At 34.8% G+C, this 25,866-nt stretch carries 24 protein-coding genes and 1 riboswitch; of the genes, 14 read left to right on the top strand and 10 right to left on the bottom strand.

Annotated elements, in window-relative coordinates:
• Positions 1–13: 13 nt before the first annotated feature.
• The 13 genes from SUCMO_RS0107890 (at position 14) to SUCMO_RS0107830 (ending at position 15,828) form a co-directional block, all read left to right on the top strand.
• Positions 14–1,882 carry a polysaccharide deacetylase family protein gene (locus SUCMO_RS0107890; protein WP_019880126.1) on the top strand — a complete coding sequence of 623 codons (1,869 nt, stop codon included), beginning with the start codon at positions 14–16 and terminating at the stop codon, positions 1,880–1,882.
• A gap of 13 nt (positions 1,883–1,895) precedes the next feature.
• A complete protein-coding gene (locus SUCMO_RS0107885) occupies positions 1,896–2,921 on the top strand; it encodes a glycosyl hydrolase family 18 protein (protein WP_019880125.1) in 1,026 nt (341 codons plus the stop codon).
• A gap of 32 nt (positions 2,922–2,953) precedes the next feature.
• A riboswitch (cyclic di-GMP riboswitch) is annotated at positions 2,954–3,029 on the top strand.
• Positions 3,030–3,074: 45 nt separating this feature from the next.
• Positions 3,075–4,571 (top strand): sensor domain-containing diguanylate cyclase, encoded by a 1,497-nt coding sequence (locus SUCMO_RS0107880; RefSeq protein ID WP_019880124.1) that lies wholly within the window; start codon positions 3,075–3,077, stop codon positions 4,569–4,571.
• Between the two features lie 119 nt (positions 4,572–4,690).
• Positions 4,691–5,425 carry a hypothetical protein gene (locus SUCMO_RS0107875; RefSeq protein WP_019880123.1) on the top strand — a complete coding sequence of 245 codons (735 nt, stop codon included), beginning with the start codon at positions 4,691–4,693 and terminating at the stop codon, positions 5,423–5,425.
• Positions 5,418–6,113: a queuosine precursor transporter gene (locus SUCMO_RS0107870; protein WP_019880122.1), complete on the top strand. Its 696-nt coding sequence runs from the start codon at positions 5,418–5,420 to the stop codon at positions 6,111–6,113. Before SUCMO_RS0107875 ends, SUCMO_RS0107870 begins: the two co-directional genes overlap by 8 nt.
• Before the next feature lie 325 nt (positions 6,114–6,438).
• On the top strand, positions 6,439–7,086 hold the full coding sequence (locus tag SUCMO_RS0107865; protein ID WP_169336625.1) for an energy transducer TonB: 648 nt from the start codon (positions 6,439–6,441) through the stop codon (positions 7,084–7,086).
• Positions 7,087–7,187: 101 nt separating this feature from the next.
• Positions 7,188–8,156, top strand: coding sequence for an ABC transporter substrate-binding protein (locus tag SUCMO_RS0107860; protein WP_019880120.1), 969 nt, complete (start codon positions 7,188–7,190; stop codon positions 8,154–8,156).
• A complete protein-coding gene (locus tag SUCMO_RS0107855; RefSeq protein WP_019880119.1) occupies positions 8,157–9,167 on the top strand; it encodes a FecCD family ABC transporter permease in 1,011 nt (336 codons plus the stop codon).
• Positions 9,164–9,958, top strand: coding sequence for an ABC transporter ATP-binding protein (locus SUCMO_RS0107850; RefSeq protein WP_019880117.1), 795 nt, complete (start codon positions 9,164–9,166; stop codon positions 9,956–9,958). The genes SUCMO_RS0107855 and SUCMO_RS0107850 overlap by 4 nt, the downstream gene beginning before the upstream one ends.
• 11 nt (positions 9,959–9,969) lie before the next feature.
• Positions 9,970–10,497: a flavodoxin family protein gene (locus SUCMO_RS0107845; protein WP_019880116.1), complete on the top strand. Its 528-nt coding sequence runs from the start codon at positions 9,970–9,972 to the stop codon at positions 10,495–10,497.
• Complete coding sequence (hutW, locus tag SUCMO_RS0107840) at positions 10,490–11,893, top strand: heme anaerobic degradation radical SAM methyltransferase ChuW/HutW (protein WP_019880115.1); 1,404 nt, start codon at positions 10,490–10,492, stop codon at positions 11,891–11,893. The genes SUCMO_RS0107845 and hutW overlap by 8 nt, the downstream gene beginning before the upstream one ends.
• Before the next feature lie 116 nt (positions 11,894–12,009).
• Positions 12,010–13,977, top strand: a complete 1,968-nt coding sequence (locus SUCMO_RS0107835) for a TonB-dependent receptor plug domain-containing protein (protein WP_019880114.1) — start codon at positions 12,010–12,012, stop codon at positions 13,975–13,977.
• 168 nt (positions 13,978–14,145) lie between these two features.
• On the top strand, positions 14,146–15,828 hold the full coding sequence (locus SUCMO_RS0107830) for a methyl-accepting chemotaxis protein (RefSeq protein WP_019880113.1): 1,683 nt from the start codon (positions 14,146–14,148) through the stop codon (positions 15,826–15,828).
• Positions 15,829–16,084: 256 nt separating this feature from the next.
• On the opposite strand, the gene groL is transcribed toward SUCMO_RS0107830, so the two are convergent.
• From groL to tsaE, 8 genes are all read right to left on the bottom strand, one after another.
• Positions 16,085–17,713 carry a chaperonin GroEL gene (gene groL / locus SUCMO_RS0107825; protein ID WP_019880112.1) on the bottom strand — a complete coding sequence of 543 codons (1,629 nt, stop codon included), beginning with the start codon at positions 17,711–17,713 and terminating at the stop codon, positions 16,085–16,087.
• A gap of 51 nt (positions 17,714–17,764) precedes the next feature.
• Positions 17,765–18,049, bottom strand: a complete 285-nt coding sequence (groES, locus tag SUCMO_RS0107820; RefSeq protein ID WP_019880111.1) for a co-chaperone GroES — start codon at positions 18,047–18,049, stop codon at positions 17,765–17,767.
• Between the two features lie 101 nt (positions 18,050–18,150).
• Complete coding sequence (locus SUCMO_RS0107815; RefSeq protein ID WP_019880110.1) at positions 18,151–18,741, bottom strand: ANTAR domain-containing response regulator; 591 nt, start codon at positions 18,739–18,741, stop codon at positions 18,151–18,153.
• Position 18,742: 1 nt separating this feature from the next.
• Positions 18,743–20,137, bottom strand: a complete 1,395-nt coding sequence (locus tag SUCMO_RS0107810; RefSeq protein WP_019880109.1) for a histidine kinase N-terminal domain-containing protein — start codon at positions 20,135–20,137, stop codon at positions 18,743–18,745.
• Between the two features lie 32 nt (positions 20,138–20,169).
• Entirely contained in the window at positions 20,170–21,174 is a 1,005-nt protein-coding gene (gene tsaD / locus SUCMO_RS0107805) for a tRNA (adenosine(37)-N6)-threonylcarbamoyltransferase complex transferase subunit TsaD (RefSeq protein ID WP_019880107.1), read from the bottom strand.
• An 18-nt stretch (positions 21,175–21,192) separates the two neighbouring features.
• On the bottom strand, positions 21,193–21,645 hold the full coding sequence (gene rimI, locus SUCMO_RS0107800; protein ID WP_019880106.1) for a ribosomal protein S18-alanine N-acetyltransferase: 453 nt from the start codon (positions 21,643–21,645) through the stop codon (positions 21,193–21,195).
• Positions 21,629–22,327: a tRNA (adenosine(37)-N6)-threonylcarbamoyltransferase complex dimerization subunit type 1 TsaB gene (gene tsaB, locus SUCMO_RS0107795; RefSeq protein ID WP_019880105.1), complete on the bottom strand. Its 699-nt coding sequence runs from the start codon at positions 22,325–22,327 to the stop codon at positions 21,629–21,631. Before tsaB ends, rimI begins: the two co-directional genes overlap by 17 nt.
• Positions 22,308–22,784, bottom strand: coding sequence for a tRNA (adenosine(37)-N6)-threonylcarbamoyltransferase complex ATPase subunit type 1 TsaE (gene tsaE / locus SUCMO_RS10605; protein WP_019880104.1), 477 nt, complete (start codon positions 22,782–22,784; stop codon positions 22,308–22,310). Before tsaE ends, tsaB begins: the two co-directional genes overlap by 20 nt.
• Positions 22,785–22,919: 135 nt before the next feature.
• Between tsaE and alr the strand changes: the two genes are divergently transcribed.
• Complete coding sequence (gene alr / locus SUCMO_RS0107785; RefSeq protein WP_019880103.1) at positions 22,920–24,044, top strand: alanine racemase; 1,125 nt, start codon at positions 22,920–22,922, stop codon at positions 24,042–24,044.
• Between the two features lie 43 nt (positions 24,045–24,087).
• Here alr and SUCMO_RS0107780 read toward each other — a convergent pair whose 3' ends face one another.
• Both SUCMO_RS0107780 and larAH10 read right to left on the bottom strand, forming a co-directional pair.
• The gene (locus tag SUCMO_RS0107780; RefSeq protein ID WP_019880102.1) at positions 24,088–24,519 is read right to left on the bottom strand and encodes a hypothetical protein; all 432 of its coding nucleotides are present in this window, start codon (positions 24,517–24,519) and stop codon (positions 24,088–24,090) included.
• Positions 24,520–24,544: 25 nt separating this feature from the next.
• The gene (gene larAH10 / locus SUCMO_RS0107775) at positions 24,545–25,834 is read right to left on the bottom strand and encodes an NPN-dependent 2-hydroxyacid racemase, LarAH10 family (RefSeq protein WP_019880101.1); all 1,290 of its coding nucleotides are present in this window, start codon (positions 25,832–25,834) and stop codon (positions 24,545–24,547) included.
• Positions 25,835–25,866: the final 32 nt, after the last annotated feature.

The following is a 25,866-nucleotide window of genomic DNA, read 5'->3' as shown; positions in this document are numbered from 1 at the left end:
GAGGGTATGAGATATGAGCTTAGCAAATGAGCAGTTTTCAAAACAAAAAAATCGCAATAAAAAAATACGCGTAATATTTCAAATAATTTTCTTGGCTATTGTAGCTGTAGTTGCTGCCTTAAATCTTACGACATGGCAAGAATATCAAGATGCTAAACATGGGAGTGGCAAGGTTGGCGAAGATCGGGGATTTATAGCGCTGGCTTATTTCGGAGTAGATCGTAGTGGTGATCAGACTTTAATTTCAGTAGAGCGGTTGCAAGAACAACTGCAGGCACTTAAAAATGATGGCTATGTGACAATAACCCAAAAAGATATTGAAGAGTACTATAATTCTGGGAAACTCTTGCCAGAAAAATCAGTATTCCTAATTTTTGAAGATGGGCGTCGAGATACAGCGATTTTTGCAGAAAAAATTTTAGCGGATTTGAATTTCAAAGCAACAATTTTGACATATTCTGAGAAGTTTGCAAAACCAGATCCGAAATTTTTAAAACCTAAGGAATTATTAGCTTTGCAAAAAAGTACTTATTGGGAAATCGGTAGCAATGGGCATCGCTTAGCGTTTATTAATGTGTTTGATAGATACAATAATTATTTAGGTGAATTGAGTTCATTAAAACATTCTATGCTAGCACCTTATTTGGCTAGAAAATATAATCATTATTTAATGGATTATATTAGAGATGCTGATGGGGTACCTAAAGAAAGCTATGAAAAAATGCGAGAACGTATAGCTTATGACTATCAAGCTATGCAGGCTATTTATACTGATTCGCTAGGTTTTGTTCCCGATATGTACATTTTAATGCACTCTAACACGGGAAGTTTTGGCAACAATGATCAAGTGAGTTTAATAAACGAGTATTGGATTAAAAAGCTATTTAAAATGAACTTCAATAGAGAAGGTTTTTCTTTAAACAAGCGCAATAGTAGCGTCTATGATTTAACCAGAATACAACCGCAAGCTTATTGGTATACCAATCATCTGTTAATGCGGCTTAATTATGACAACGAACAGAAGTTAGCTTTTGTAACAGGCGATTTAGAGAGACATGCGGAGTGGGAAGTTTTAAAAGGAGCTCTTGAAGCCAAACCAGAAAAACTCATTGTGACCTCACAACCTTTAACAAATGGTTTAATTAAGCTTAAGAATAGTAAATATTTTTTCAATAATAAAATAAATCTTGAGTTAACTGGGAATAAATTAGGTGCACAAACTATTTATTTACGAGCTGATGAAAAACTAGAAAATTATTTAGCTATTAGCATTGTAAATAATATGCTGTATGTAAGGGAGAAACTTAAAAATGTAGAGCGTGAGATATATAAACTAAATTTAGATAAACATGATGGTAAACAGCCAATTTCAGTTGCGGAAGATAGAGCTGCTGCAGAAAAAAGGACTTTAGAAACTTTTATAAAATACGCAGATTCTGCTAAGCAAGCTACAATTTACACGGAAAAATTAAAAGATAAAATGTTGGATAAACCAGCTAAAGTGGCTGAAGGAGCAGTAGAATATCAAGCACCTTTAAGTGCTAGTGCTGCTGGTAAACGTAAACTGTTTATTGATATTAAAGATGATAAATTAAGCTTGAATGTGGATGATAAAGAAGTTGCGAAAAATATAGAAATTAAGAATCTAAATGTGGGTTATCTATATTTAGAGAGTTCTTGGGGTGCTAATGCTTGGAGTCAAAGAAATTTGGCGGATGATGTTTATGATGGAGTGTTTGAAAAATTAAAAATAACTGAAAACGCAGGAAAAGCAAAAGAAACGGTTTTATTTGATAGTAATTTAAGCGGTTTTGAAAAAATAAAATATACAGCAACTAAGTTTTGGAACAAGATAATCAGTTGGTTTGTAGTAAATATGTAGATGAGGTGGAAGTTTGTATATAAGAAAAAACAAAATAGCTAGACTCAGTATTTTGGTTGCATTAGTTTTTATGCTAACTGGCTGCAATTATGGCGAAAATATGGTTATAACAGCAGATACTAAGGTTTCTACTTGGATTGCGTATTGGGATTTGGAATCAGGTAGAAGTGAGCTGAAAAAAGTAAACAATAAAATAAATAAATTGAGTCATTTTGCGGCCTATTTTGATGTGCAGGGTAAATTGTTTGTTCCGGAAAACTTACAAGAACAATCTAAAGCGATAGTTAAGAGTAATAAAAAACTGGAAAACTATTTAACTATTGTTAATGATAGAGAAAAAGCAGATGGTTCTATTAGCTTAAAAGATACAGAGATTTTAAAAAATATTTTTGCTGATGAACGAAAAATGGATGCTCATATTGATGAAATCGTTAATATGACTAAAAAGCTTGGTTATCAGGGAATTGAACTTGATTATGAGCAAATTTGGAAAGATGCAGATCTAGGGGATAATTTTACTCGTTTTGTAAATAGATTGTTCGTGCAAGCGCTAAAAAATAATTTAAAGCTACGAGTTGTATTAGAACCTAGTACTAAATTTACTCATTTGGGATTTAGTAGTGGCCCTGAATACGTGGTAATGTTATATAATTTATATGGCATACATAGCGAACCAGGACCAAAAGCCGACAAGAATTTTATAAATAATACTTTGAAAAAAATGCAAAAATTACCAGGTGAAAAAACAATTGCTTTTGCTACTGGTGGTTGTATCTGGTCGAATGATGGTAAAAAAAGATTTATTACAGAAATACAAGCGGTTAAACTTGCTAAAAAACACAGTGCCGAGGTATTACGAAATTCTGCTAGCCAAGCACTAAACTTTGAATATTTAGATGAAAATGGTGTAGGGCAAACGGTATGGTATGCTGATTCTGAAACACTAAAATATTGGATGAGTGTTGCTAAAAAACTAGGTTATACTAATTTTAGTATCTGGCGATTAGGTGGCAATGTTGACATAAAGAAGATATTTTAGTTGAATTATTATTGCAGAATATTTTATAGAGAAATAAATTTTGGCAAAATAGTGGAAACATTATGACGCAAAACTATAGGGTCTTTAAAATGACAGCCAGTTGTAGATTAACAACGGCTGTCATTTTATTTAATTTAATTGGCGAATTAAGAGGTGATAGTTATTATCGGTAAAGATATAACGGAAAAAGTTAAAAAACATATAAAATATTTGCTGATAATTTTGACTTTGTTAGATATTATTTTTTCAAGTGTATATGTATACAAACGAATGAATGCTAAACTATGGGCAGATAATAAATTTATTAACTTTGCAGTAGTCAGAGAACTAAAAGAATATCAGAAATTGCTGGAAGCACTAACTATTGATCATGAAAAAAATCAGATCGATAAAACCACAGAAAGAGTGCGTGCTTGGACAGGAATTTATAAAGATAAATTTCATATAATTGATATAGGGATATTAGATGGGCAAAATAACAATAAAGAAATTTTTTACAATGATTTTTTGCATGTAGGAAAAATTACCTTAGGTAATAGTAGAAATTGGGGTATTACTGAAGTTAGTTGGAACGCAGATAGTAATCGTTATGTTTATGCAATGTGGAATAAATTAGGAGAAAAGCAGGGGCAGGAAGAACTGCTGTACTTTGTTTTGCCATTTGAAAATATTCAGAACATATTAAGGGCGTATTATCAAGAAGATGAAAGCTATTCGTTAATAATTCAGGAAAATCGCAAAATAGTTGCACATAGCTATAAAGATGAGTATTTGAATAGTAATGCTAAAAAGCATGGCGAAAAAATAATTGGATATTCACAAGATGAATTTGAAAAACGTTATAATAATGGCGAAATAATTCCGTTCTTATCATATTCAAAGGCTAAAGGTGTGTTTTACTGGAATGTCTATAGTTGGATAGAAAATACAAATTGGTTGCTGCTTAGTAGGGTTAATTTAAATAACTATTTATTGGCATTATTAATGTTGTTTGCTTTGAAAATTAGTATATTTGTTTGGATAACAAAAAAAATCATGAAGCTACTAAATAAAAAAATATATAAAAATACTTGTTGTGTAGACTCGATGCTTATAAAAAGCAAAAAGATAATTTGTAATAATGACAGTCAAGAAAATATTGATAAACTTTTGAAATATTCAGTAGGGGGAATGATTGATAAACAGACAGGAGCTTTAAGAAGGGATATATTTTTAAGTAAAGTACAAGAAAAAATAGTTAACACAAAAACCCAATCATATTTATTCTTTATTGACATGGATAATTTAAAATTAATCAATGACTCCTTGGGCCATAACTATGGGGATTTGATAATAAATTTATTTTATAAAAAAATACGTAATTTTTTTCATAAACAAGATGTTTTGATAGGTAGATTTGGTGGTGATGAATTTTTATTGTATCTGCACGACTTACCAAAGGCAGAACTATTAGTTTTACTGAAAGATATAAATGCTAATTTAAGGGGGCGGAGAAAAGGAATAGTTTATTCCGCTAGTATTGGCATAGCTATTTATCCTGAACACTCTAGAGACTTAAAAGAACTATTAAGTTTAGCTGATCAAGCTTTATACAAGGCTAAAGAAGACGGGAAAGGTACTTATAGCATATATAAATTTGTTGGAAAATAAATATAGCAAGAAAGTAAAAAAAATGATATAATTTTCGCTGTGCTAAAAATAGAATAGCCATAAAGTTCGGAGTTTTGCCTTTGCACCCTCCGTAAAAAAGAAAGAGGAGTAACTTAAATATGGAAAAAAATAAAAACTTACAACGCTATTCAGTAATTAAAGACAAAAACCCGCGGGAAATAGTATTACTACGGGGGCGAGGATGTTTTTGGAAAAAATGTGCTTTTTGTGATTATCATTTAGACAGTAGTGGGGATTTGCTGGCTAACTTCGAACTTAACAAAGAAGCCTTGGACTTAGTTACAGGTGAATTTGGCGTGCTAGAAATTGTAAATTCAGGTAGTATTTTTGAATTAGACCAAGCGACAATGGATTTAATAAAAACAATTTGCCAAAATAAAAAAATTAAACAATTGCATTGTGAAGCGCATTATGCTTATCATCAGCAGATAGCAAAATTAAAGGCTGAGTTTAAAAGTAGTGGTATAAATTTAAAAATGAAAATTGGGATAGAAACTTTTGATATTAATTTTCGAGAAAATGTTTTATTAAAAGGACTAGGCGATAGTTCGCCCCAACAAATAAGTAATTATTTTGAAGAATGTTGCCTCTTAGTCGGAATTAAGGGTCAAAGTATACAGAGCATTTTAAATGATATAGAATGTGCCTTATTGCATTTTGAGCGGGTTTGTGTTAATGTTTTTCGAATGAATACAACAGCTCTTAGACCTGATTATGAATTAAGAGCTAAATTTATTGCGGAAATTTATCCGCGCTATAAAAATAACCCCAAAATAGACATTTTGCTAGATAATACTGATTTTGGGGTAGGGGAGGTATTAGCTAGTGAGTAATGAAGTATTATTGATTATTAACTTACTGGTTGTATACAGCGCGGTACTGGTGTTTTATAAGCTGTTTGGCAGTAAAGGCTTATTATGTTGGACGGTATTTGCAACTATTGCAGCGAATATCGAGGTATTGATTTTGATAAAAGCTTATGGAATGGAACAAACCCTAGGAAATATTTTGTTTGCCTCAACTTTTATAGTTACTGATATTTTAAGTGAAGTACAAGGTAAGAAAAAAGCTAATGAAGCGGTGAATATTGGGATAATAGTCTCGGCAATGTTTATTGTAGTCAGTCAAATCTGGCTAAACTATTTGCCTAGTGAAAATGACCAAATATTTCCGCATATGCAGGCGGTATTTTCTAATACTCCCCGAGTGATGTTTGCGGGATTGTTGGTATACGCTGTGGTGCAAAGATTTGATGTATGGCTTTATCATAAAGTTTGGCAAAAAACAACTGATAGGTATGGGTGTAAAAATAAATTTTTGTGGTTTAGAAATAATGCTTCTACTTTAATTTCACAACTTTTAAATACGGTTTTATTTACTATAGCAGCTTTTTATGGAGTTTATGAAACAGCAGTATTAGTAGATATTATCTATACAAGCTATATAATTTTCATTGTTACCAGTATTACAGACACCCCAGTGGTTTATTGGGCTAGAAAAATTCAGCCCCCAGATAAATAAAAAAAGTTAGTTTTGAATAACTTGTGTGTTGACACTAATTAAAAGCTAACGTATAATTAATAACTGGTTAGGCAAAGCTAACCAGTTATTAATTATTTACGAACTGAGTTTTACAAGCTTGATTTAAAGTTGCAATTATAATACAAAATAAAAAAATTCAAGTTTGGAGATAATGCTACTACTAATATTTATTAGGGAAAATTAAATAAGTAGTTTATTTTTTTACACGAAGTTAGTATTAACTAACTAAGGAGCGGTTTAAAAAACTAAACAGAAAGGACTGGTGAACTTGAACTTGTCTTGGAATAAAGCTTTGAGCTTGTCGATGCTAATACATATTCTAACTCTAGTGTTGTTGCTCCTAGTAGGAGATGGATTAGCCAAAGATAAAGTGCCAGAATATCAGGTTAGAATTAACTTGCAAAATTCAAAAACATTTTCAGCAAATAATTTAAATACAAATGCCAATCTAGAAACTGTTCGAAATACAAACAATAATAAAAATAGTACAAATGACATGGTAGCACAAAAGGTTACAAGTAGCAACTTTACACAGTCACAACTTGAGCAACAAACTAATTTAGTTGGGCATAAAGAAAGTGGGAGTTTGGCTACTAATTTAGCAATTGTGAATAACTCAGTCCTAAATCAAGAAGATAAGAGTCCAGGCACAGTAACTGCTAGCAAACAAGAATTTACTAGTATTAACCTAGATGGATTTTTAGATGTACTAGAACGGCATAAAAAATATCCTTATTTGGCGAGTAAGCGAGGAGTTGAGGGGACGGTCACTGTCTTAATGAAATTAGACCCCCAAGGGAATTTATTATCGGCAATTATTGAAGATTCTTCCGGCAGTGAACTTTTAGATAAAGCTGCTTTAAAATCTATACAAGCCTCGTGTCCTTATCAACATGGAACTGGCGGTTATGTGCAAGCTAGTGTACCGATTGTATATCGGTTGTTAAATTAAGTTTGGCTGAGGACACTAAAAGACATTTTAAGAACGGTTAAATTTCTGCAATAACAAGTAGCAGAGAAAATATCTATGCTTATATTAAGGAGGATTTAGTTTTGCCCAAATATTTACGCTATATAATAATTATCTTTGCCTTAGTGGCGATTAGTCTTACAATTTTTTTAGCGACCCATAGTGAAGGCAAAATTTTTGCCAAAAAGGCGGTAGATAAACGCCTAGTTACGGATAGTATCGGTAGACAATTGCAAATACCACAACATCCCCAAAGAGTAGTGGCTTTAAATGCTTCGAATTTGGAATTATATTATGCTGCTGGTGGAACGGTGGTAGGAAAACCTTTAAGTAGTGCCTTGCCTTTGGAATTAGTTAAGGCAACGCAAGAGGTTCCAGCCGTGGGAATTATTCATAGTCCAGATGTTGAAAAAATCTTAGCTTTAAAACCAGATTTAGTTTTGGGGATAGATATTCCCTTTCATCATAATCTAATTGATATTTTAGCTAAGGCTGATATTCCCATAATTATAAACTCATTAGATAAGTATGAAGATGTTTTGCAAACTTTAGATTTTTATGGGGAATTGACTAATAAAAAAAGTTTAGCTGCCCAGAAAAAGCAAGCGATAGAAACACAGTATCAACAAATTTTAGCTCAAATACAGGGAGAAAAAGTGCCTAAAAGTTTAATAATATGGGGTTCGCCCGCTAGTTTCAGTATGGCAACTAATAAAAGTTTTAGCGGCGATCTGGTTAATCGTTTAGGTGGTGGTAATATTGCTGATGCAGAAAACAAGCTAAATACAGCTTTTGTGCCGCTAAGTATGGAATACATTACAGCTAAAGATCCAGAGGTTATTTTTTTGATAACACATGGGAGTGAAGAAAAAGTACTAGCAAAGTTCCGGCAAGAATTATCAACAAATCCTATTTGGCAAAATATTAGTGCTGTAAAAAATACTCGAGTCTATCAATTACCAGCTCCTTTGTTCTCGGTAAATCCAGGCACACAAGTTGGGGAGTCGTTACAAATTATTGCTAATTACTTATACACAAAGGAGAAAAAATAAATGTTTCCACAAGCTGTTCAACAGGATAAGCGTAGTAAACAGAGAATTGCCGCCATCATTTTAGGAATTGTTTGTTTAATTGCGGCGCTAATTTTTGGCGTTGTTCAAGGTTCGGTAAAATTTTCAGTGTCTGAAATTTATCAAAGCATTTTAGCACCGCTAGATAGCGAATCTTATCGGATTATTTATCACTTAAGAATTCCGCGCGTTATAACTGCGGCTTTAGTAGGTTCTAATTTAGCCCTAGCAGGGTGCATTTTACAGGGAGTATTACGTAATCCCTTAGCTGATCCAGGTATAATTGGAGTTTCTTCAGGGGCTGGCTTAGCGGCAATGCTAATTATGATTTTATTGCCAGAATATACAGGCTTAATTCCTATTGCTGCTTTTGTGGGGGCGTTAGTTGCAACCTGTGTAGTATTTGCGTTGTCATGGGAACGAGGCATAAATCCGTTGCGGTTAATTTTAGCCGGGGTGGCAATTGCCGCTTTTTTTGGCGGGGGAATGAGTGCCTTGATGGTGTTTTTCTCAGATCGCGTTCAAGGTACGGTTAATTGGATGGCTGGTGGTTTTCAAGGACGGAGTTGGGAACATGTAAAAATGATTTTGCCCTATAGTGCAGTGGGGATTGTTGGTGTTTTAGCATCCTATAGATATTTAAATGCTTTGCAATTAGGTGATGAAGTTGCTAAAGGGCTGGGTGTTAAAGTTGAACGAGCTAGAATAATTTTAATTATCTTAGCAGCTTTACTAGCCGCTTCAGCTGTGAGTGTAGCTGGCTTATTAGGGTTTGTGGGTTTGATTATTCCCCATATTATGCGTTTAATTGTGGGCTCTGACTTTGAATATCTGTTACCAACGTCAATGTTTTTTGGAGCGGTACTGGTAGTTGTGGCTGATACAGTTGCTAGAACAGTATTTAGTCCCATAGAAATTCCTGTAGGAATTTTTATGGCCTTTCTAGGAGCACCGTTTTTTCTATATTTGTTAAAAAGGAAGATGCATAGATGAAAACATTGAGCGTAGCTTTACAGCAAGTTAAACTGCAATACGCAGATGAAATTATTGTAGAGGACTTGTCCATAGATTTTGATAAACCCGAAATAGTAAGTATTATTGGTGCTAATGGTTCGGGCAAGTCTACCATTTTAAAGGCCTTGGGCAGGATTTTGCAACCGTCTAAGGGCAATGTGATTTTTGATGGTAAATTGTTACAGGATTTATCGACTAAAGAAGTAGCTAAGCAGTTAGCAATTTTACCACAAGCTGCCCAAGCTCCAGGTGATATGACGGTTAGAGATTTGGTGGCGTGTGGCCGGTTGCCATATCAAGGCTTGTTTACAGAAATAAGCACTACAGATGCGGCAGCAATTGCTGAGGCAATACAGCTAACTAATCTAGAAGATTTGGCACATCGACGCTTAGATATGCTTTCAGGAGGAGAGCGGCAGCGGGCTTGGTTAGCGATGACCATCGCGCAAAAACCAAAAGTGCTATTATTAGATGAGCCGACTACTTACTTAGATGTACAGCATCAATTTGAACTTATGCAATTAGTACAGCACTTACATAGCCAAATGAAAATTACGGTAATTATGGTATTGCATGATTTAAATCACGCGGCAAGATTTAGTCATCGTTTAATTGGTTTGAAAAAAGGTCGGATAATTGCCGATGGCAGTGTTGAAGAAGTTTTTAAAACTGAGGTTTTAGAAGAATTATATAATGTGAAGATGTTAGTTATGAAACTAAAACAAGCTGAAACAGAGTATTTAGCCTGTTTTCCATATAAAAATATTTAGAGGTGAAGCAGATGAAAACATTAGTAGTATATTCATCCTTAACGGGCAATACCAAGCAGGTAGCCCAGGCAATTTTTAAATCATTGCCCGAAGGGACAAAGTTAGTTGCAGTTGAAGATTTATCAACAAATTTAACGGATTATGATTTGGTTTTTGTAGGTTTTTGGGTTGATCGTGGTACGGCAGATAAAAAAGCCGCTAATTTATTAGCTCAGTTACCTAATAAAAAAGTAGCTTTATTTGCTACTTTAGGAGCTTATCCAGATTCAGAGCATGCTCAAAATAGTCTAGATAATGCAGCCGCACTTTTACCAGAGGGCAGTGTGGTAGTAAATAGCTTTATTTGCCAAGGAAAAATAGCTAAAAGTCTTGCAGAAAGTTTTAAAAAGTATCCGGCTGGACATCCCCATGCCATGACGCCAGAACGCATTGCTAAACATCAAGAAGCCAGCAAGCATCCCGATGAACAAGATTTTAAAAAAGCTGCGGAATTTGCTAAGCAGACCTATGCTTTAGTAAAAGGGACAATTAATGAGTAAGTTGGAAAAAATATTTGCCAATTTACCGAAAGCACAGGTTGCTTTACAACTCGGAAATAATGTTGGGGATGCGTTAACTCAGGCTTTTGCACAAAAAAGAGTAGTACATCCTAAAGGTTATTCTAAAACCTTATCGCCACTAGAAGTACAAAACACTTGGCAAAAAATTGTAGCAAACAAGGAATTACAGCTTAAGCAACGTACAGCCTACATCCATATCCCTTTTTGTAAAACCAAGTGCTTATATTGCGGATTTTTTCAAAACTATAGCAATAAAAACTTAGAAGATTTGTATGTTGAAAAACTTTGTAAAGAAATTAAGCTTGCGGAAACAGCAAGCTATTTGCAACAAGGTAAAATAAATGCCGTATTTTTGGGTGGGGGTACGCCGAGTGTTTTAGATAAGGATAATATAAAAAAAATCTTGCATACTTTAAAAAAATCTTTGCCCTTAGCAAACGATTGCGAAATAACCTTAGAAGCCAGAGTAAATGATTTACAGGCAGAAAAAATAGAAGCTTGGCTAGAAAATGGTGTAAATAGAGTTTCGATTGGAGTTCAAACTTTTGATACAGAAATTCGACAAAGTATTGGTAGAATAGATGATAAACAGACAATTCTACGGAGCTTAGAGTTGCTTGCTAGTTATAATCAAGCCGCTGTAATTATAGATTTGATGTATGGCTTGCCAGGGCAAACTTTAAAAATTTGGCAAGAAGACTTAGAGTTATTGCAATCAACTAAAATTGATGGCATGGATTTATATCAACTAAATGTCTATGAACATAGTGATTTGAAAAAGAAAATTGCGGCTGGTGAAATTCAACCGGCGGCTACAACTGTGCAGCAGGCAGAAATGTTTGCTTTTGCTTATGAATGGCTTGAAAAACGTCCTTTTAGGCGGTTAAGTAATTGTCATTGGGCAAAAACAAATCGAGAACGCAGTTTATATAATACTTTAAATAAACAAGGTGCAGAAACGCTACCTTTTGGTGCTGGTGCTGGTGGTAAACTGGCAGGCTACAGTTGTATGCTCCACCGTGATTTAAATAGCTATCTTCAGGCTGTAGAAAATTGCAACAAGCCAATTATGAGTTTGAGTAGACAGTCAGAGTTACAAGATTTATATAGTGCCGTATTACATCAATTAGAACAAGGTTATTTGGATATTGCTGTTTTAGAAAGTTGTGGAGACAAGCGGCTACAAGAACTTTTATGGCTACTTGATATTTGGGAGAAACGTGGTTTAGTTAAAAATAACGGGGTGTTATTTTGCCTAACAATAGCAGGGCAATTTTGGAAAATAAATATTGCGCAAACTATTATTGAAAGTATTCATAGTTTATATACCGGAGAAACGCAGTTTAGTTTTCAAAAAATTGCTGCACAAGGATAAATTGCTAATAAAATGGTGCTTATAACATAGCGCATAAGTAGTAATGCTTACTAAAGGTTTATTTTTTCATAAAGAAAGCAGAATTTATAACTTTATAATACGAGGAGTAGATATCATTGAATAACAGAAAATATAAGATTTTAGCCTCCCTATTAGCTTTTTCGGCCTGGGCAATGCCCGTATTTGCCGAAGAAAAATCCGCTACAGATTATGATCTAAAAACGCGCGAGGTAGTTGTAACGGCTACAAGAACCGAGCAGGAAATAAAAGAAATTCCAAATGCAGTAGAGGTAATAACAGCCGCTGATATAAAAAAATTAGGCGCAGAAAAGGTGACAGCGGCTCTAAGACGTGCTACAAGCATTAATCTATCTAAAGCAGCTATGGCGGGTAATCAAGTCTCAATTCGTGGCATGGATAGTGCTCATACTCTGATTTTAGTTGATGGCAAGCGAATAGCTGGTGAAGATGCCTCTTCCACGTCCAATGTTTACGAGTTAAATAGAATTAATTTAGATAATATAGAAAGAATTGAAATTATTCGTGGTCCTGGGAGCTCTTTATATGGTTCTGATGCTTTGGGCGGCGTAATAAATGTTATTACTAAACGATCAACTAAACAACAGACGACGCAAAGCTTTGTATTTGGCTCAGAAGAATCTAGTACTTCCACGCGCTTTGATTTTGGTAAACAAGGTAAATTAGCGGTAAGTGCGGATATACGTTTTACAGATGTCCGTAAAAAAGATGAGGCACTTTCAACTAATACGAATATGTTTGGCGATAAATCTTACTTTAATATAAGCGCTGACTATGAGTTAGATAAAAATAAAAAACTAGTTTTAGATTTAGAATATATGGAAGAAAATCAAAAAACTTACTACCAAGATGCTGGAACTTCTTCGATAAATCAAAAAGAATGGTTTGATAATGAGCGCTATGGTTATAGTTTAGCCTATAAGGGCAAGACAACAAAAGGGGACTATGAATTACGAACTTATTTTAATAGACTTAAAAAAGAGTCACGTAAAACCAATAAAAATGTTTGGGCAGATTTCGATCATGCTAAATACGACACTTGGGTTGTAGAGGGCCGCAATAGTATGCAGGTTGCCGAAAATCACTTATTAACTTTTGGTAGCGAGTATCGACAATATAGTTATAAAGGTACTAGGTTAGGTGAAGGCGCCGATAATGTATATACAGATAATTATTTAGGCCTAGCTAAAAAGGGCTCGGAAAAAACAATCAATTCTAAAGCTATTTATCTGCAAGATGAATGGGTAGTAAACGAGCGGCTATTGTTTACGCCTTCTTTTAGATTAGATGAACATAGTAGCTTTGGTTCTAATTTTAGTCCTAAAGCGGGGGCGACTTATAAATTTTCGGATAATTCCCGCTTTAAAACAAGCTATGGGAAAGGATTTAGAGCGCCAACGATTAGCTTGTTATATATGGATATGCGCAGAAAGATGGGCAGTAAAACTGTAACGGTACTCGGCAACCCTAATTTGCAACCAGAAGAAACTACTTCATTTGAATTTAGCTTAGAAGCGGAACGCGATAATAATTGGGCTAAAATTAGTTATTTTAATAATGATGTTACCAATTTAATTTCCACAGAAAGACTAGCTACGACTCCAACAGAAACCAAAAGTCGTTATATTAATATAAATAAAGCGCAAATTAATGGAATCGAAACAGAAATAGGGCGTAAGTTGAATAAAAATTTCAGTGTGAAACTGACGAATACTTATTTGGATGCTACCGATAAAAATACGGGTGCTAGACTTACGGATCGCGCTAAAAATATCAGCAGCTTGCAGCTAGAATATACTGATAATACGGCAAAGCCTCTAAGTATTACGCTTTGGCAAGAATGGTTGAATGATTACAACTATATTCCTACAGGTGCGACAAAAGCGCAAGACTTTAACTATTCAAGCTTGAATTTGGCAGTTCACAAAACTTGGAATAAGTCTTTTAGCTCTTATGTGGGGATAGATAATATCTTCAATAATAAAGTAGATGAGTTAAATGTTGACGGACGAGTTTGGCGATTAGGTTTAGAAATGAAATTATAAAATTAATTATAAAGATACAGGAAAACTCAGTTTTCCTGTATCTTTATAATTAATTTAGAGTTTTTATAAAAAATTTAACAAAGAAATTATTCTTGACAGGTTAAAATCTTAAAGTATAATGATAGTGATATCTTTTTGGTATTAGATTATTTATGGGGGGGCAAAATATTGAAAAAACTAAGTTGGAAATTTGCTGTGGTTTGTACAACAATAATGCTGGTAACTACTGCGTTATTAGGATTTTATGCTGTAAGTAATATGCAAGATTTATTAACTGCGATAGCTAAAAAAACAGTTAAACATGATATTAGCTTTGCGCAAGAACATATTGATACAAAACTACCAGGTGCTTGGCAGGTAAAAGGTGATAAGTTGTTTAAGGGGAATGTCCTAATTAATGATAATGCTAGTATTGTTGATGAAATAAAAACTACTACAGAAAATGATGTAACAATATTTTTATTTGATACTAGGGTCGCGACAAGTGTAAAAGATGCTCAAGGTAAAAGAGCAATTGGTACAAAGGCTAGTAATGAGGTCGTGGAAAGAGTTTTAAATAACAAAGCTGTTTTTGAAGGTAAAGCTAGTGTTGTAGGTGTTGAAAACGAGGCGATATATAAGCCGATAGTAGATGCTCAAGGACAGGTTGTAGGCATATTGTTTATGGGTACGCCAACACCTTTTAAGACGGAAATAGCTAGTTTTGCTAAAAATATAAGTATTTTTATTGTTTTAGCGGTGCTATTAGCAATTGGCGTAATAATATTTGTTTCTAAAAAAATAACAGCAACCATTGAAGCTTTAGTTAAGAGTGCGGAATTAATAGCCAAGGGTGATTTAAGAGTAAAAGTAAGCAGCAATAGTAAAGATGAAGTTGGTCAATTGGCCCAGGCTATGCAAACAATGGTGGGCGATATCCAAAAAGTAATTGCTACCATTCAACATAGTAGTGATTTAGTAGAAAACTCTTCTAAACAACTGAGCACCAATGCCATGGAAGCGGCTGAAGTCTCTTCTCAAGTAGCGAATTCCATTTGTGAGGTATCAAGCGATGCGGAGTGTCAATCTAGTGCTATTTCAGTGGTCAAGGAAGTTGTAGAGCAAACAGCTCTAGATATTGAAAACACTATGGATACAGCTAATAAAGCTAGAGAAAATGCCAATCAAGCTACTTTAAATGCGAAAAACGGGAGCCAGGCCATTGATACTGTGGTAAAACAAATGGCCAGCATTAGCAAAACTGTAGTTTTTTCGGCAAATGCAGTTAATGATTTGGGTGAACGTTCTCAAGAAATTGGCAAGATTGTCGATACGATATCTAGTATTGCTAGCCAAACAAATTTACTTGCTTTAAATGCAGCCATTGAAGCTGCTAGAGCAGGTGAACATGGACGGGGTTTTGCTGTTGTAGCTGAGGAAGTTAGAAAATTAGCGGAACAGTCAGCCTTAGCTTCTAAGGATATTGTAGACTTAATTACTATTATTCAACGGGATACAACTCAAGCAGTTCAAGCAATAAGTGCTGGCAAAGCAGAGGTAGAAACTGGTTCCGCAGTTGTTAATAATGCTGGGAAGGCTTTTGCGGAAATTTATCAGCAAATACAAGCAGTTAATAATCAAACACAAGAAATAAGTACTTTGGTAGGAAATATGTTTCAAGGCAATAGTAAAATTTTAGTTGCAATTGAGGATATTAATAATTCGGGGAAAAATGTAGCCGTGCAATCGCAAAATGTTTCAGCGGCGACGCAGGAACTATCAGCTACGATGGAAGAAATCGCTTCTTCAACGGATATTTTAGCTGGTTTGGCCGTTAACCTGAAATCAGAAACTAGTAAATTTAAAATTTAATAAAAAATAAAGTAGCTTATACAATGGCTTTTTGATATGCTTCCTTCTAGGTAGACAAGTAAAATAATAGAAACTTGTTGCTTAGGAGGGAGCATATCAGTTTGTGTGAGCTACTTTATTTAGTTAAAAATATTAACAGATTTTAAGTAAATTATTAAAAAATGAACATTGTAAAGTATAACTCTACAATGTTCATTAGTAAATCATATTTTAGTTTGTTATTTATAGATAAGGAGCTTAGCGGTCGAAAGTTGAATTACATCATGCCGCCCATACCACCCATGCCACCCATTGGCGGCATAGCAGGTTCGTTTTTGCTAGGCATATCTGCTACGATACTCTCAGTAGTTAAAACCATAGCTGCAATGCTAGCTGCGTTTTGTAAAGCTGAACGAGTAACTTTAGTTGGATCTACAATACCAGCAGCCAACATATCTACATACTCTTCAGTTAAAGCATTAAAACCGATACCTTTAGCAGCGCGTTTTACATTTTCTACAACTACTGAGCCTTCTAATCCAGCATTATTAGCTATTTGACGCACAGGTTCTTCAATTGCACGTTTAACTAGTTCTACACCAGTTTTTTCGTCGCCAGTAACATCAATAGCATCTAAAGCGCTTTGGATTTGAATAAAGCTAGTACCACCACCAGCAACAATACCTTCTTCTACAGCAGCGCGAGTTGCATTTAGAGCATCTTCAATGCGTAATTTGCGATCTTTCATCTCTACTTCAGTTGCAGCACCAACTTTAATAACAGCAACACCACCAGCCATTTTAGCTAGGCGCTCTTGTAGTTTTTCGCGATCAAAATCAGAAGTTGTTTCTTCGATTTGTGCGCGCACTTGAGCAACACGAGCTTTAATGTCATCTTTATTACCATTTCCATCTACAATAGTAGTTATTTCTTTAGTTACGCGAACTTGAGCAGCGCGGCCTAAATCTTCCATTTGTACACTATCTAATTTACGACCTAATTCTTCGCTAACTACAGTTGCACCAGTTAAGATAGCAATATCTTCTAACATTGCTTTACGACGGTCACCAAAGCCAGGAGCTTTAACGGCAACGGCTTTAAACGTACCACGCAATTTATTAACGACCAAAGTAGCTAATGCTTCGCCTTCAACATCTTCAGCAATAATCAATAGCTCTTTACCTTGTTGAACCACTTTCTCTAATACTGGTAAGAGATCTTGGATCATGGTGATTTTTCTATCAGTGATTAAAATATATGGATCAGAAAGAACTGCTTCCATTTTGTCAGCATCGGTAGACATATAAGGCGAAATATAGCCGCGATCAAATTGCATACCTTCTACGACTTCCATCGCAGTTTCCATAGTTTTAGATTCTTCAATAGTGATAACGCCATCTTTACCAACTTTATCCATCGCGTCTGCAATAAGTTGGCCAACTTCTTCATCAGCAGCAGAAATTGAAGCTACTTGAGCAATTGCTTGCTTATCTTCAACTTTAGAAGATATTTTTTTCAATTCACTTACTAAAACATTTACTGCTTTTTGAATACCTTTTTTTACAATCATAGGATTAGCACCAGCAGCTACGTTTTTCATGCCTTCACGTACCATGGCTTGAGCTAACAAAGTAGCAGTGGTAGTACCGTCACCAGCGATATCGTTGGTTTTAGTAGCTACTTCTTTTACAAGTTGAGCGCCCATATTTTCAAAAGCGTCTTCTAGTTCAATATCGCGGGCAATTGTTACACCATCATTTGTGATTGTCGGTGCACCAAATTTTTTCTCTAAAACAACATTGCGGCCTTTAGGACCAAGTGTAACTTTTACAGTATTTGCTAGTGCATTAACGCCACGCTCCAAAGCACGACGTGCATCTTCGTTGAATAAAATTTGTTTAGCCATTGATAAATTACCTCCATTTAATGTAATGCTTATTTATTAAAATTAAAGTTGTTATTGAATTACAGCAAGAATGTCTTTTTCAGATACAATTAAGTATTCTTGATTATTGCATTTAAACTCTGTACCAGAATATTTAGCAAAAACTACTTTATCATTTACTTTAACATCTGGTGTCACACGACTACCATTGTCAAGGATGCGTCCAGCACCTACAGCAATTACTACTCCTTCTTGAGGTTTCTCTTGGGCTGTACCAGGTAAAACGATACCGCTTTTAGTAACTTCTTCTTTAGCAACTACTTGAATTATTATTTTGTCAGCTAGTGGTTTTAACATTTTTCAATAATCCCCCTTAATATGTAAAACTTTATTTTGTTAGCACTCATTATTACTGAGTGCTAAGTATGTTTATATAATATATAATTTTGCTAAAAAAATCAAGTATTTTTTTTCTGGTTTTCAAAAGATTTTATAATTGCTAGCGATACTTCTCTGAGAGTTTTTCGCTTAACCATACAGTATTGTTGTAACTTTTTATAAGCTACGTCTTCGGTTAAATTATGCACTTGCATAAGGATACCCTTGGCTTTTTCGACAATTTTGCGAACTTCAATGGTATCTTTCAATTTATCGATTTCGTCTTCCAAATTTTTAATTTCTAGAAATCGAGATATGGCAATTTCAATAGCGGGAAATAGTTGTTCTTCTTTCAGCGGTTTAACGAGGTAAGCGAGGACTCCAGAGTTTTTCGCAGATTCAACAATTTCTTTTTGACTATAAGCAGTCAGTAATAAAACAGGAGCAATTTTTTCAGTTGTTAATATTTTAGAAGCTGCAATCCCGTCAAGAATTGGCATTTTAATATCCATTATTACTAAGTCGGGGTGTAATTTGCGTGCAAGTTCAACGGCTTGTTGTCCATCAGAGGCTTCAGAGATAATAATGTGCCCAGCATCTTCGAGCATTTCTTTTAAATCCATTCTAATAATACTTTCATCATCAGCAATTAATATTTTTAATTTATCCATCTTAAGCCTCCTTATTTTTGGGAATAACAATTCTTGCTAGGGTACCTAGATTATTCATTAAAGAAAATTTACCCCCTAAATCACTTTCAACTAGAGTTTTAACAATTTGTAAGCCTAGACTACCCGTTTGCTCGAGACAAAAATTTTGCGGTAAGCCAGTACCATCATCTTGAATTTCAATACAATAGCTTTTGGGTGTAATGTAAATACTGAGGCTGATAAACCCTTGTTCGCGCCCGATAAAAGCATGTTCTACAGCATTTTGCGTTAATTCGTTAATTACTAAAGCGATACTATTGGCTTGTTCTGATGGCAAAATAATGGTATTGCCATAAAATTTCGTAGTAATTTGAATGGCGGGATCAAGCATGTTTTTAATAATTAGTTCAAAAATATTGCGACCAACAATTTGGACATCTATTAAATCTTGATCTTGCTGGGACAAAAACTCATGGACAACAGAAATACTTAAAATTCGATTAATACTTTCTTTTAAAGCTAGTTTAGTTTCGGGAGAGTCAGTACGGCGGGCTTGGATTCTTAATAAACTTGCAATAGTTTGTAGATTGTTTTTTACCCGATGATGAATTTCTTGAATAACAGCTGATTTTACCAAAAGTTGTGTATCACGCTTTTTTAGTTCAGTAATATCAACCATGATTATTATGGCAAATTTTAATAGCTTGTTTTTCGTTATGGGAATAAGGCGTTGGGCAAAAATCTGATTATCTTTTTTCAATTCGTAGGCTGTAGCTAAATTATTTTTATAGGCAGAAATTAATCCATCTAAAAATAAGTTTCGGTCAGTAATACGTCGTGAGATAATTTTAGAAACGCCTAGAGTTAAGTAGATATTTTGGATAATATTGTTAAGACCGATAATCAAACCTTCCTTATTAACGATTATCATCCCATCACGGGTGCTTAACCGTTCTTTTATTAAGTTTACGTCAAGTTGCTCGGGATTTTCTAGTAATTCAATAGCAATTTTCATAAACAGGCCTTGAGAAGGATAGCATTGTAAAGAATCGACAAATTCTAAAGCGACTACGGCAAAAATGTGATTGTCCAGTGTAAGTGGGTGTAAATACATATTAGTAAACATTCCCGAAGCCCATTCACGTTTTCCTTGGACAGCGCTACCTACGTTGAAAGCATGAAAAATTAGTGGTTCGTCAATATAAGCAATATTTTTGCCAATATTTTCTTTGCGATAATAGACAAAAGCAGTTTCTGGCTTGGCTTGAGCAAGGACTACCAATGCTTTTTCACTGGGCAAATTCAGATAAATGCTAATTTGCGCATGTGATAAATCACTAGCGAAATTGAGAATACTCATAATGGATTTTAGTTTGGTTTGTTCTGCTAAAGAAAAATTTGCTAAGATTTTTTGCAATTTCGCTCACCCTTTTATGATAAAGTCTAGATTTAAATTCTTAAAGCTGGATTAGCATTTAAGTTTAAGTCACTGTATATACCGTTTTCATATAAGTAATAGCCGCGACAAGCTATCATTGCGGCATTATCGGTGCATAAAATATTGCTTGGATAAAAAAGTTGAGCATCTATTTGTTTTAGTGCCAATTCTAATTCCGCGCGGAGTTTACTGTTGGCAGAAACACCGCCAGCTAAGACTAGCCTATTCAAATTGTGATTAGTTAAGGCTAAAAGGCTTTTTTCAACCAAAGCACTCACAATAGCGGTTTGAAAACTAGCACAGACATCGGCGGGATTAATCGGGAGATTCTTTTGTTGTTGCGAATGTAAATAGTTGATAACAGCTGATTTTAGACCACTAAAGCTGAAATCATAAATACCTTTGAGTTTAGCAACAGGAAAAGGAATACAAGCAGTTCCAGTTTGGGCCAACGTATCGACTTTCGGACCACCAGGATATCCTAGTTGTAAAACTCGGGCAACTTTATCGAAAGCTTCACCGGCAGCATCATCTTGAGTTTGTCCTAAAACTGTAAAATTATTAAAATCAGCAACATGTAGTAAAGAGGTGTGTCCGCCAGAAACTATTAAAGCAATAAAAGGTGGTTTTAATTCTGGGTGGCAGAGATAGTTGGCGTAAAAATGCCCTTCGAGGTGATTGACACCAATTAAAGGTTTATCTAAAGCAAAGGCGAGTCCTTTAGCAAAGGATAGTCCAACTAAAAGCGCACCCACTAGACCAGGTCCGTAAGTAACAGCAATAGCTGCAATTTCTGACAATTCAATTTTGGCTTCTAAAAGAGCCTCTTCGAGTACGGGCGCTATATGGTCAAGATGTTCGCGGGAAGCTATTTCCGGAACTACACCACCAAATTTTTGGTGTACTGGAATTTGGGTAGAGATAATATTAGCTAAGATTTTTTTGCCGTTTTCTAAAACACAAATCGAGGTTTCGTCACAGCTGGTTTCAATACCTAAAATTAAAATTCGTTTCAAAAAAGTCACTCCTCAAAATTATATGATCAGCTGCATCAGCAAAGCATTTTCCTGATTGTCTAAATAGTAGCCAGGACGTATTCCTACCTCCTGAAACCCTAAAGAGGTATACAAATTCTGAGCTACTAGATTACTAGCTCGAACTTCAAGAGAAATGCTTTGTGCTTTTTGTTTGCGGGCTTCTTTAATTAGAGCCTGCATTAGTTCTCGACCTAAACCTAAGCCTTGCCAATTTTGTTTGACAGCTACATTAGTGATTTGAGCTTCATCTACAACTAACCAAAAACCAGCATAGCCAATAACCTGCTGTTGTTCACAGATTAGTAGATAAGTTGTTAAGGGGTTATTATATTCATCTAAAAAAGCTTGTTCAGACCAAGTTGTGGTAAAAACATCTGTTTCGACCTCTAACAAAGCCGGGATATCTTGGCAAGTCATTTTTCTAATTACAAAATCAGTTCTTTTGTGCATTTTTTTGCTCCCAAACAATTTCGGCTTCAGATGGTTTAATATAGTCTATTTTTAAGGTTGTTGCGGAATCAACATTTCCAGCTAGTAGCTTTATATTGGCTAAAAGACCTAAATTGCTAGCATGGGGGAAACGTGCTGCATCGTGAGGAATTATGATATTTTTAGATTGTTCCGCGAATAAATCAGGAGAAAAATCACCTACTAGTAAAACTGACTCTGGTATTTCGCTAAGAGTACTAATGATGTTTTTGTCGGAGTGGATAGATGTATCAGTTATTTTTATAAAAGTATTGTGATGATTTTTATATAAAGTATAATAAAAATTATTTCTTTGGGCATCGATCAATGTTGCTACATACTGGTTTGTATAAAGAGCATTGTAACTTAAAACATCAGCCGAAGAGATCCCAATTAAAGGTATTTTTAAGGCAAGAGCAAGAGCTTTAGCAAGGCTTAAACCAATGCGTAAGCCGGTGAAAGAGCCAGGCCCGATATTTACGGCTATGGCATTTAAACTATGCTTGTTGATTGCCGAACGCTCTAAGAGAAGTTGCAGTTGCAACATAATTCCAGTTGAATGTGTTCGACCGCTATCTACATACCATTGAGCCAGCAGTTTATCGGCTTTAGATATAGCTAAAGAACAAATCTTAGTTGAGGTATCAATTGACAAAATAATCATTTTTTAACTCCTGTAATAACTTAGCTAGTTTTTGATTAGTGGCAGAAAAGATTAATACTCTTTCGTTGGAGGAAACTAACTTAATAGCAAGTTCAATGGTTTCAGAAGGTTTATAGTTAGGAAAAAGTGAACTCCATTCAATTAAGTTAACTTGTGCATAATTAAGTAGTTCCAAATAGCCTAGAGCATCTAATTCTTGATAATTGTTGATACGATATAAATCGATATGATTAATAACAGCCGTAGCCGTTGAATATTCGTTTACAATTGTAAAAGTTGGACTGGAGATTGTTTCAGGAGCAACACCTAAAGTTTCGAGAAAAGCTCGGGCGAAGGTGGTTTTACCAGCACCTAAATCACCGTCTAGACACAAATTAAACGGAAAATCAATTTTTTGTGCTAACAGCTTAGCAATATTTATAGTAGCTGTAAGATCGTGGGCTATAATTTCAATCAAAATAACACCTCATTATATAAGAAAAATATATATTTTTTTGGAAGAAAGTTGTATAATATCTTGGTATTCCATAATGCCTAGTATAGCAAAAAAAAGCTGTTTTTACAAAAAAGAATCAGAAAAGAAGGTTGAAAAATGAGTGCTACAAGCATTTTGATAAATCTAGATAATTTAAACAATAATTTACAAGTTATTAGAAGTAAAATTGGGGAAAAAATGAAGGTTATGGCAATTGTGAAATCTAATGCTTACGGGCATGGCGCAGTTGAGGTAAGTAAATGTTTAGTTAACCAAGGAGTTGATTACTTAGCAGTGACAAATTTGCCGGAGGCTTTGGAACTAAGGTTAGCAGGGATCAAAATACCCATTCTAATAATTTCTTTAATTGACTTTGATGAATACTGTCAATGTTTGCAAAATGATATAATGCTCACTGTTTGTAGTTATCAACAACTAGAGCAGCTAGAAAAATTTGCTGAAGAAGCTAAAATAAAGGCAAAAGTAGTTTTGAAAGTTGATACAGGGATGAATAGAATTGGTATTAAATATTCGGAAGCGGCTAATTATGCTAACTACATATTACAATGCAATAATATCGAGCTTAAAGGTGTGACTACGCATTTAGCTAGTGCAGATGCTGGGTTTAATGAATTTACGCAGCAACAACTTGAAAAATTCAAGCAGGCAGTAGCGCAAATTTCCCAAGTAATTGATTCAATTGAAATAATAAGTATTGCTAATAGCGCAGGCATTTTTGTTTTAGAGCCACTATATGGAAATACCGTAAGAGCAGGAATAGCTTTGTATGGTTTAAAGCCTGATGAAAATATTCCCGTAGACTTATCAGCTTTAAAGCCAGTTTTGAGTTTTAAAAGTAAAGTGCTATTTATAAAAGAAATAGAGAGTTTAGAAAAAATTGGTTACTCGGGGACTTTTACAGCACAAAATTCTACGCAGATTGCTACAATTCCAGTAGGTTATGCAGAAGGTTATCCGCGAAATCTCTCTAATAAAGCAGCAGTGTTGATAAAAAATAAAATGTATCCGATTGTCGGCAATATTTGTATGAGTACTTTAATGGTGGATTTAGGTCTAAATAAAGCCGAAATAGCTGTTGGCGACGAAGTTCAATTGATTGGTGGTAATAATCTTGAACAAATAACTGTAGACTACTTGGCTAAGCAGGCTGGCTTAATTAATTATGAACTGGTTTGTGGCTTAAAAGGCAATTTGAAACGTGAATATATAAGTGAACTATGAGAATAAGCCCCCTACATTTTTATAAAATGTAGGGGGTATTACTTTAGTTTAAGCGTAATTTTAATTTTTCTTTTAGGGCTATTTTAGATTCGCTAAACTCCCAAACTAATTCACATTCATCCCAAGTTTGCCAATTTAGAAAAATTGTGTATTTTTCATCTGTTAATTCAGGACATTGTTTTAATAAAGAATTATGAATTAATTGTTCATTCTCTTTAATATAAGATTCATTAGCGGCAATTTCTTGTTGGCACTTAAGGGCAAGTTCTCCAGCGGCAGCCATAATAGATACATCGTTTAGACTACTCAAAGTAGAGATATCTAGGGCAATGTTGTTGTCGCGACTCCACTTAAGTTTGTCTAAGACAGCAAGGTAGTATTGAGGAATAAGTTCTGCGGGAATATGTTCGTGGTTAATTCCTGTAGCAGTTAAATCATTACGCAAAAAATTTATCCAATCCGCAATAAAGTTCATTTAACTTTCCTTTCCTAAAAACAGTTTATTTAATAATTGGCAAAGTATTTGCGCCTTGTGGCATTAGAGTTACCGTAAAGTTCTTTGGTAAACTTTCTTGTGCTAAAGCGTAGGCTTCGTCTAAATTAGTTGCAGTTTTCATCCCTACTCGTTTAAATACTTCAAAATTTTCTGGCTTAGTAACAGCAATACAATTGTATTTTTGCGCAGTATCGGTCAGTTTGAAAGCGATAAAAGCTGGAATAGAAAAATCAGCGCGTACAGCATTTTCAAATTCTTGGATGTCTTCAAACCGCAACCATTGTGTAAAAGCCGGCGGTTCATAAATATCTGGGCATTCTAATAAAAATATAATTGTGCCGCCTTGTTTACAAGCAAAATAGGCATTATCAACAGTTTTGGAACCTTGATAAAGATTAATATCTTTAGGAAAACCACCAGCAGTCGCAATTACTAAATCTGCCTGTTTATTGATTTCTATGCCAAAGATTTTATCAACATATTGACAACATTTCTCCCAAGCCGTTAGCCAATTGCCAGCGACAACTTCGGCAAATTCACCATTGGCATTGTAAGCAAAATTTATTAAAAAGTCTGGGTTTAGCATTTGAGCTACTTCAACCATATCTTCATGCAAAGGATTGCCAGTTGTAGCTCCGGCTTGACAAAGGGGATTGACTCCTTTACCAACTTCAGGATGCATAGCGATACTATGATTAGCCTGAACGGTTTTATCCCCGCTAATACCAGGCATAACACTTTTGCGACCACCACCATAGCCAGCCATCAAGTGATATACAGTGCCGCCCGTTAGAATAACTTTATCAGCTTGGCAAACTAATTTATTTAAAAACACTGGTGTGCCTCGGCTGGTTACGCCAAGTTCCAGTAAATTATCATTATCATAGGCGTTATGTTGGTAAATTTTAATCCGATTTACGATTTCTTGTCCGTAAGTTATAATGTTCTCGGCTTCAGTATGTGCCCGGTGTGTTCCCGTAGCATTAACTAAAAAAATATCTTGATCGGGAATACCAAAGCTATTTAAATTGTTGAGAATTATAGGTAGGAATTGGTCCATTTTTAGCCAAGCACGCGTGACATCACTAGCTAAAATAGCAACTTTATCTCCTGGGGTTACGATTTGGGCAAGAGGCTTACTATCAATGGGATTATTAATAGCCGCAGCAATAGCGCTGGCTAAATCAGTTATCGGGGGATACTCATTGCCTTCGATGTGATATAAAACCTTGCTTTCAGGTAGTACAAGTTGCATTTTTTCTTTACCGATTTTTAAAGAGTAAGTTTTTTCCATTGAATACACCTCATTACAAATATTAATTAAAA

Source organism: Succinispira mobilis DSM 6222 (assembly GCF_000384135.1).
Classification (GTDB): Bacteria; Bacillota; Negativicutes; order Acidaminococcales; family Succinispiraceae; genus Succinispira; species Succinispira mobilis.
The sequence above is the reverse complement of the archived record's forward strand: the minus strand, read 5'-3'. Positions and strand labels throughout refer to the sequence as shown.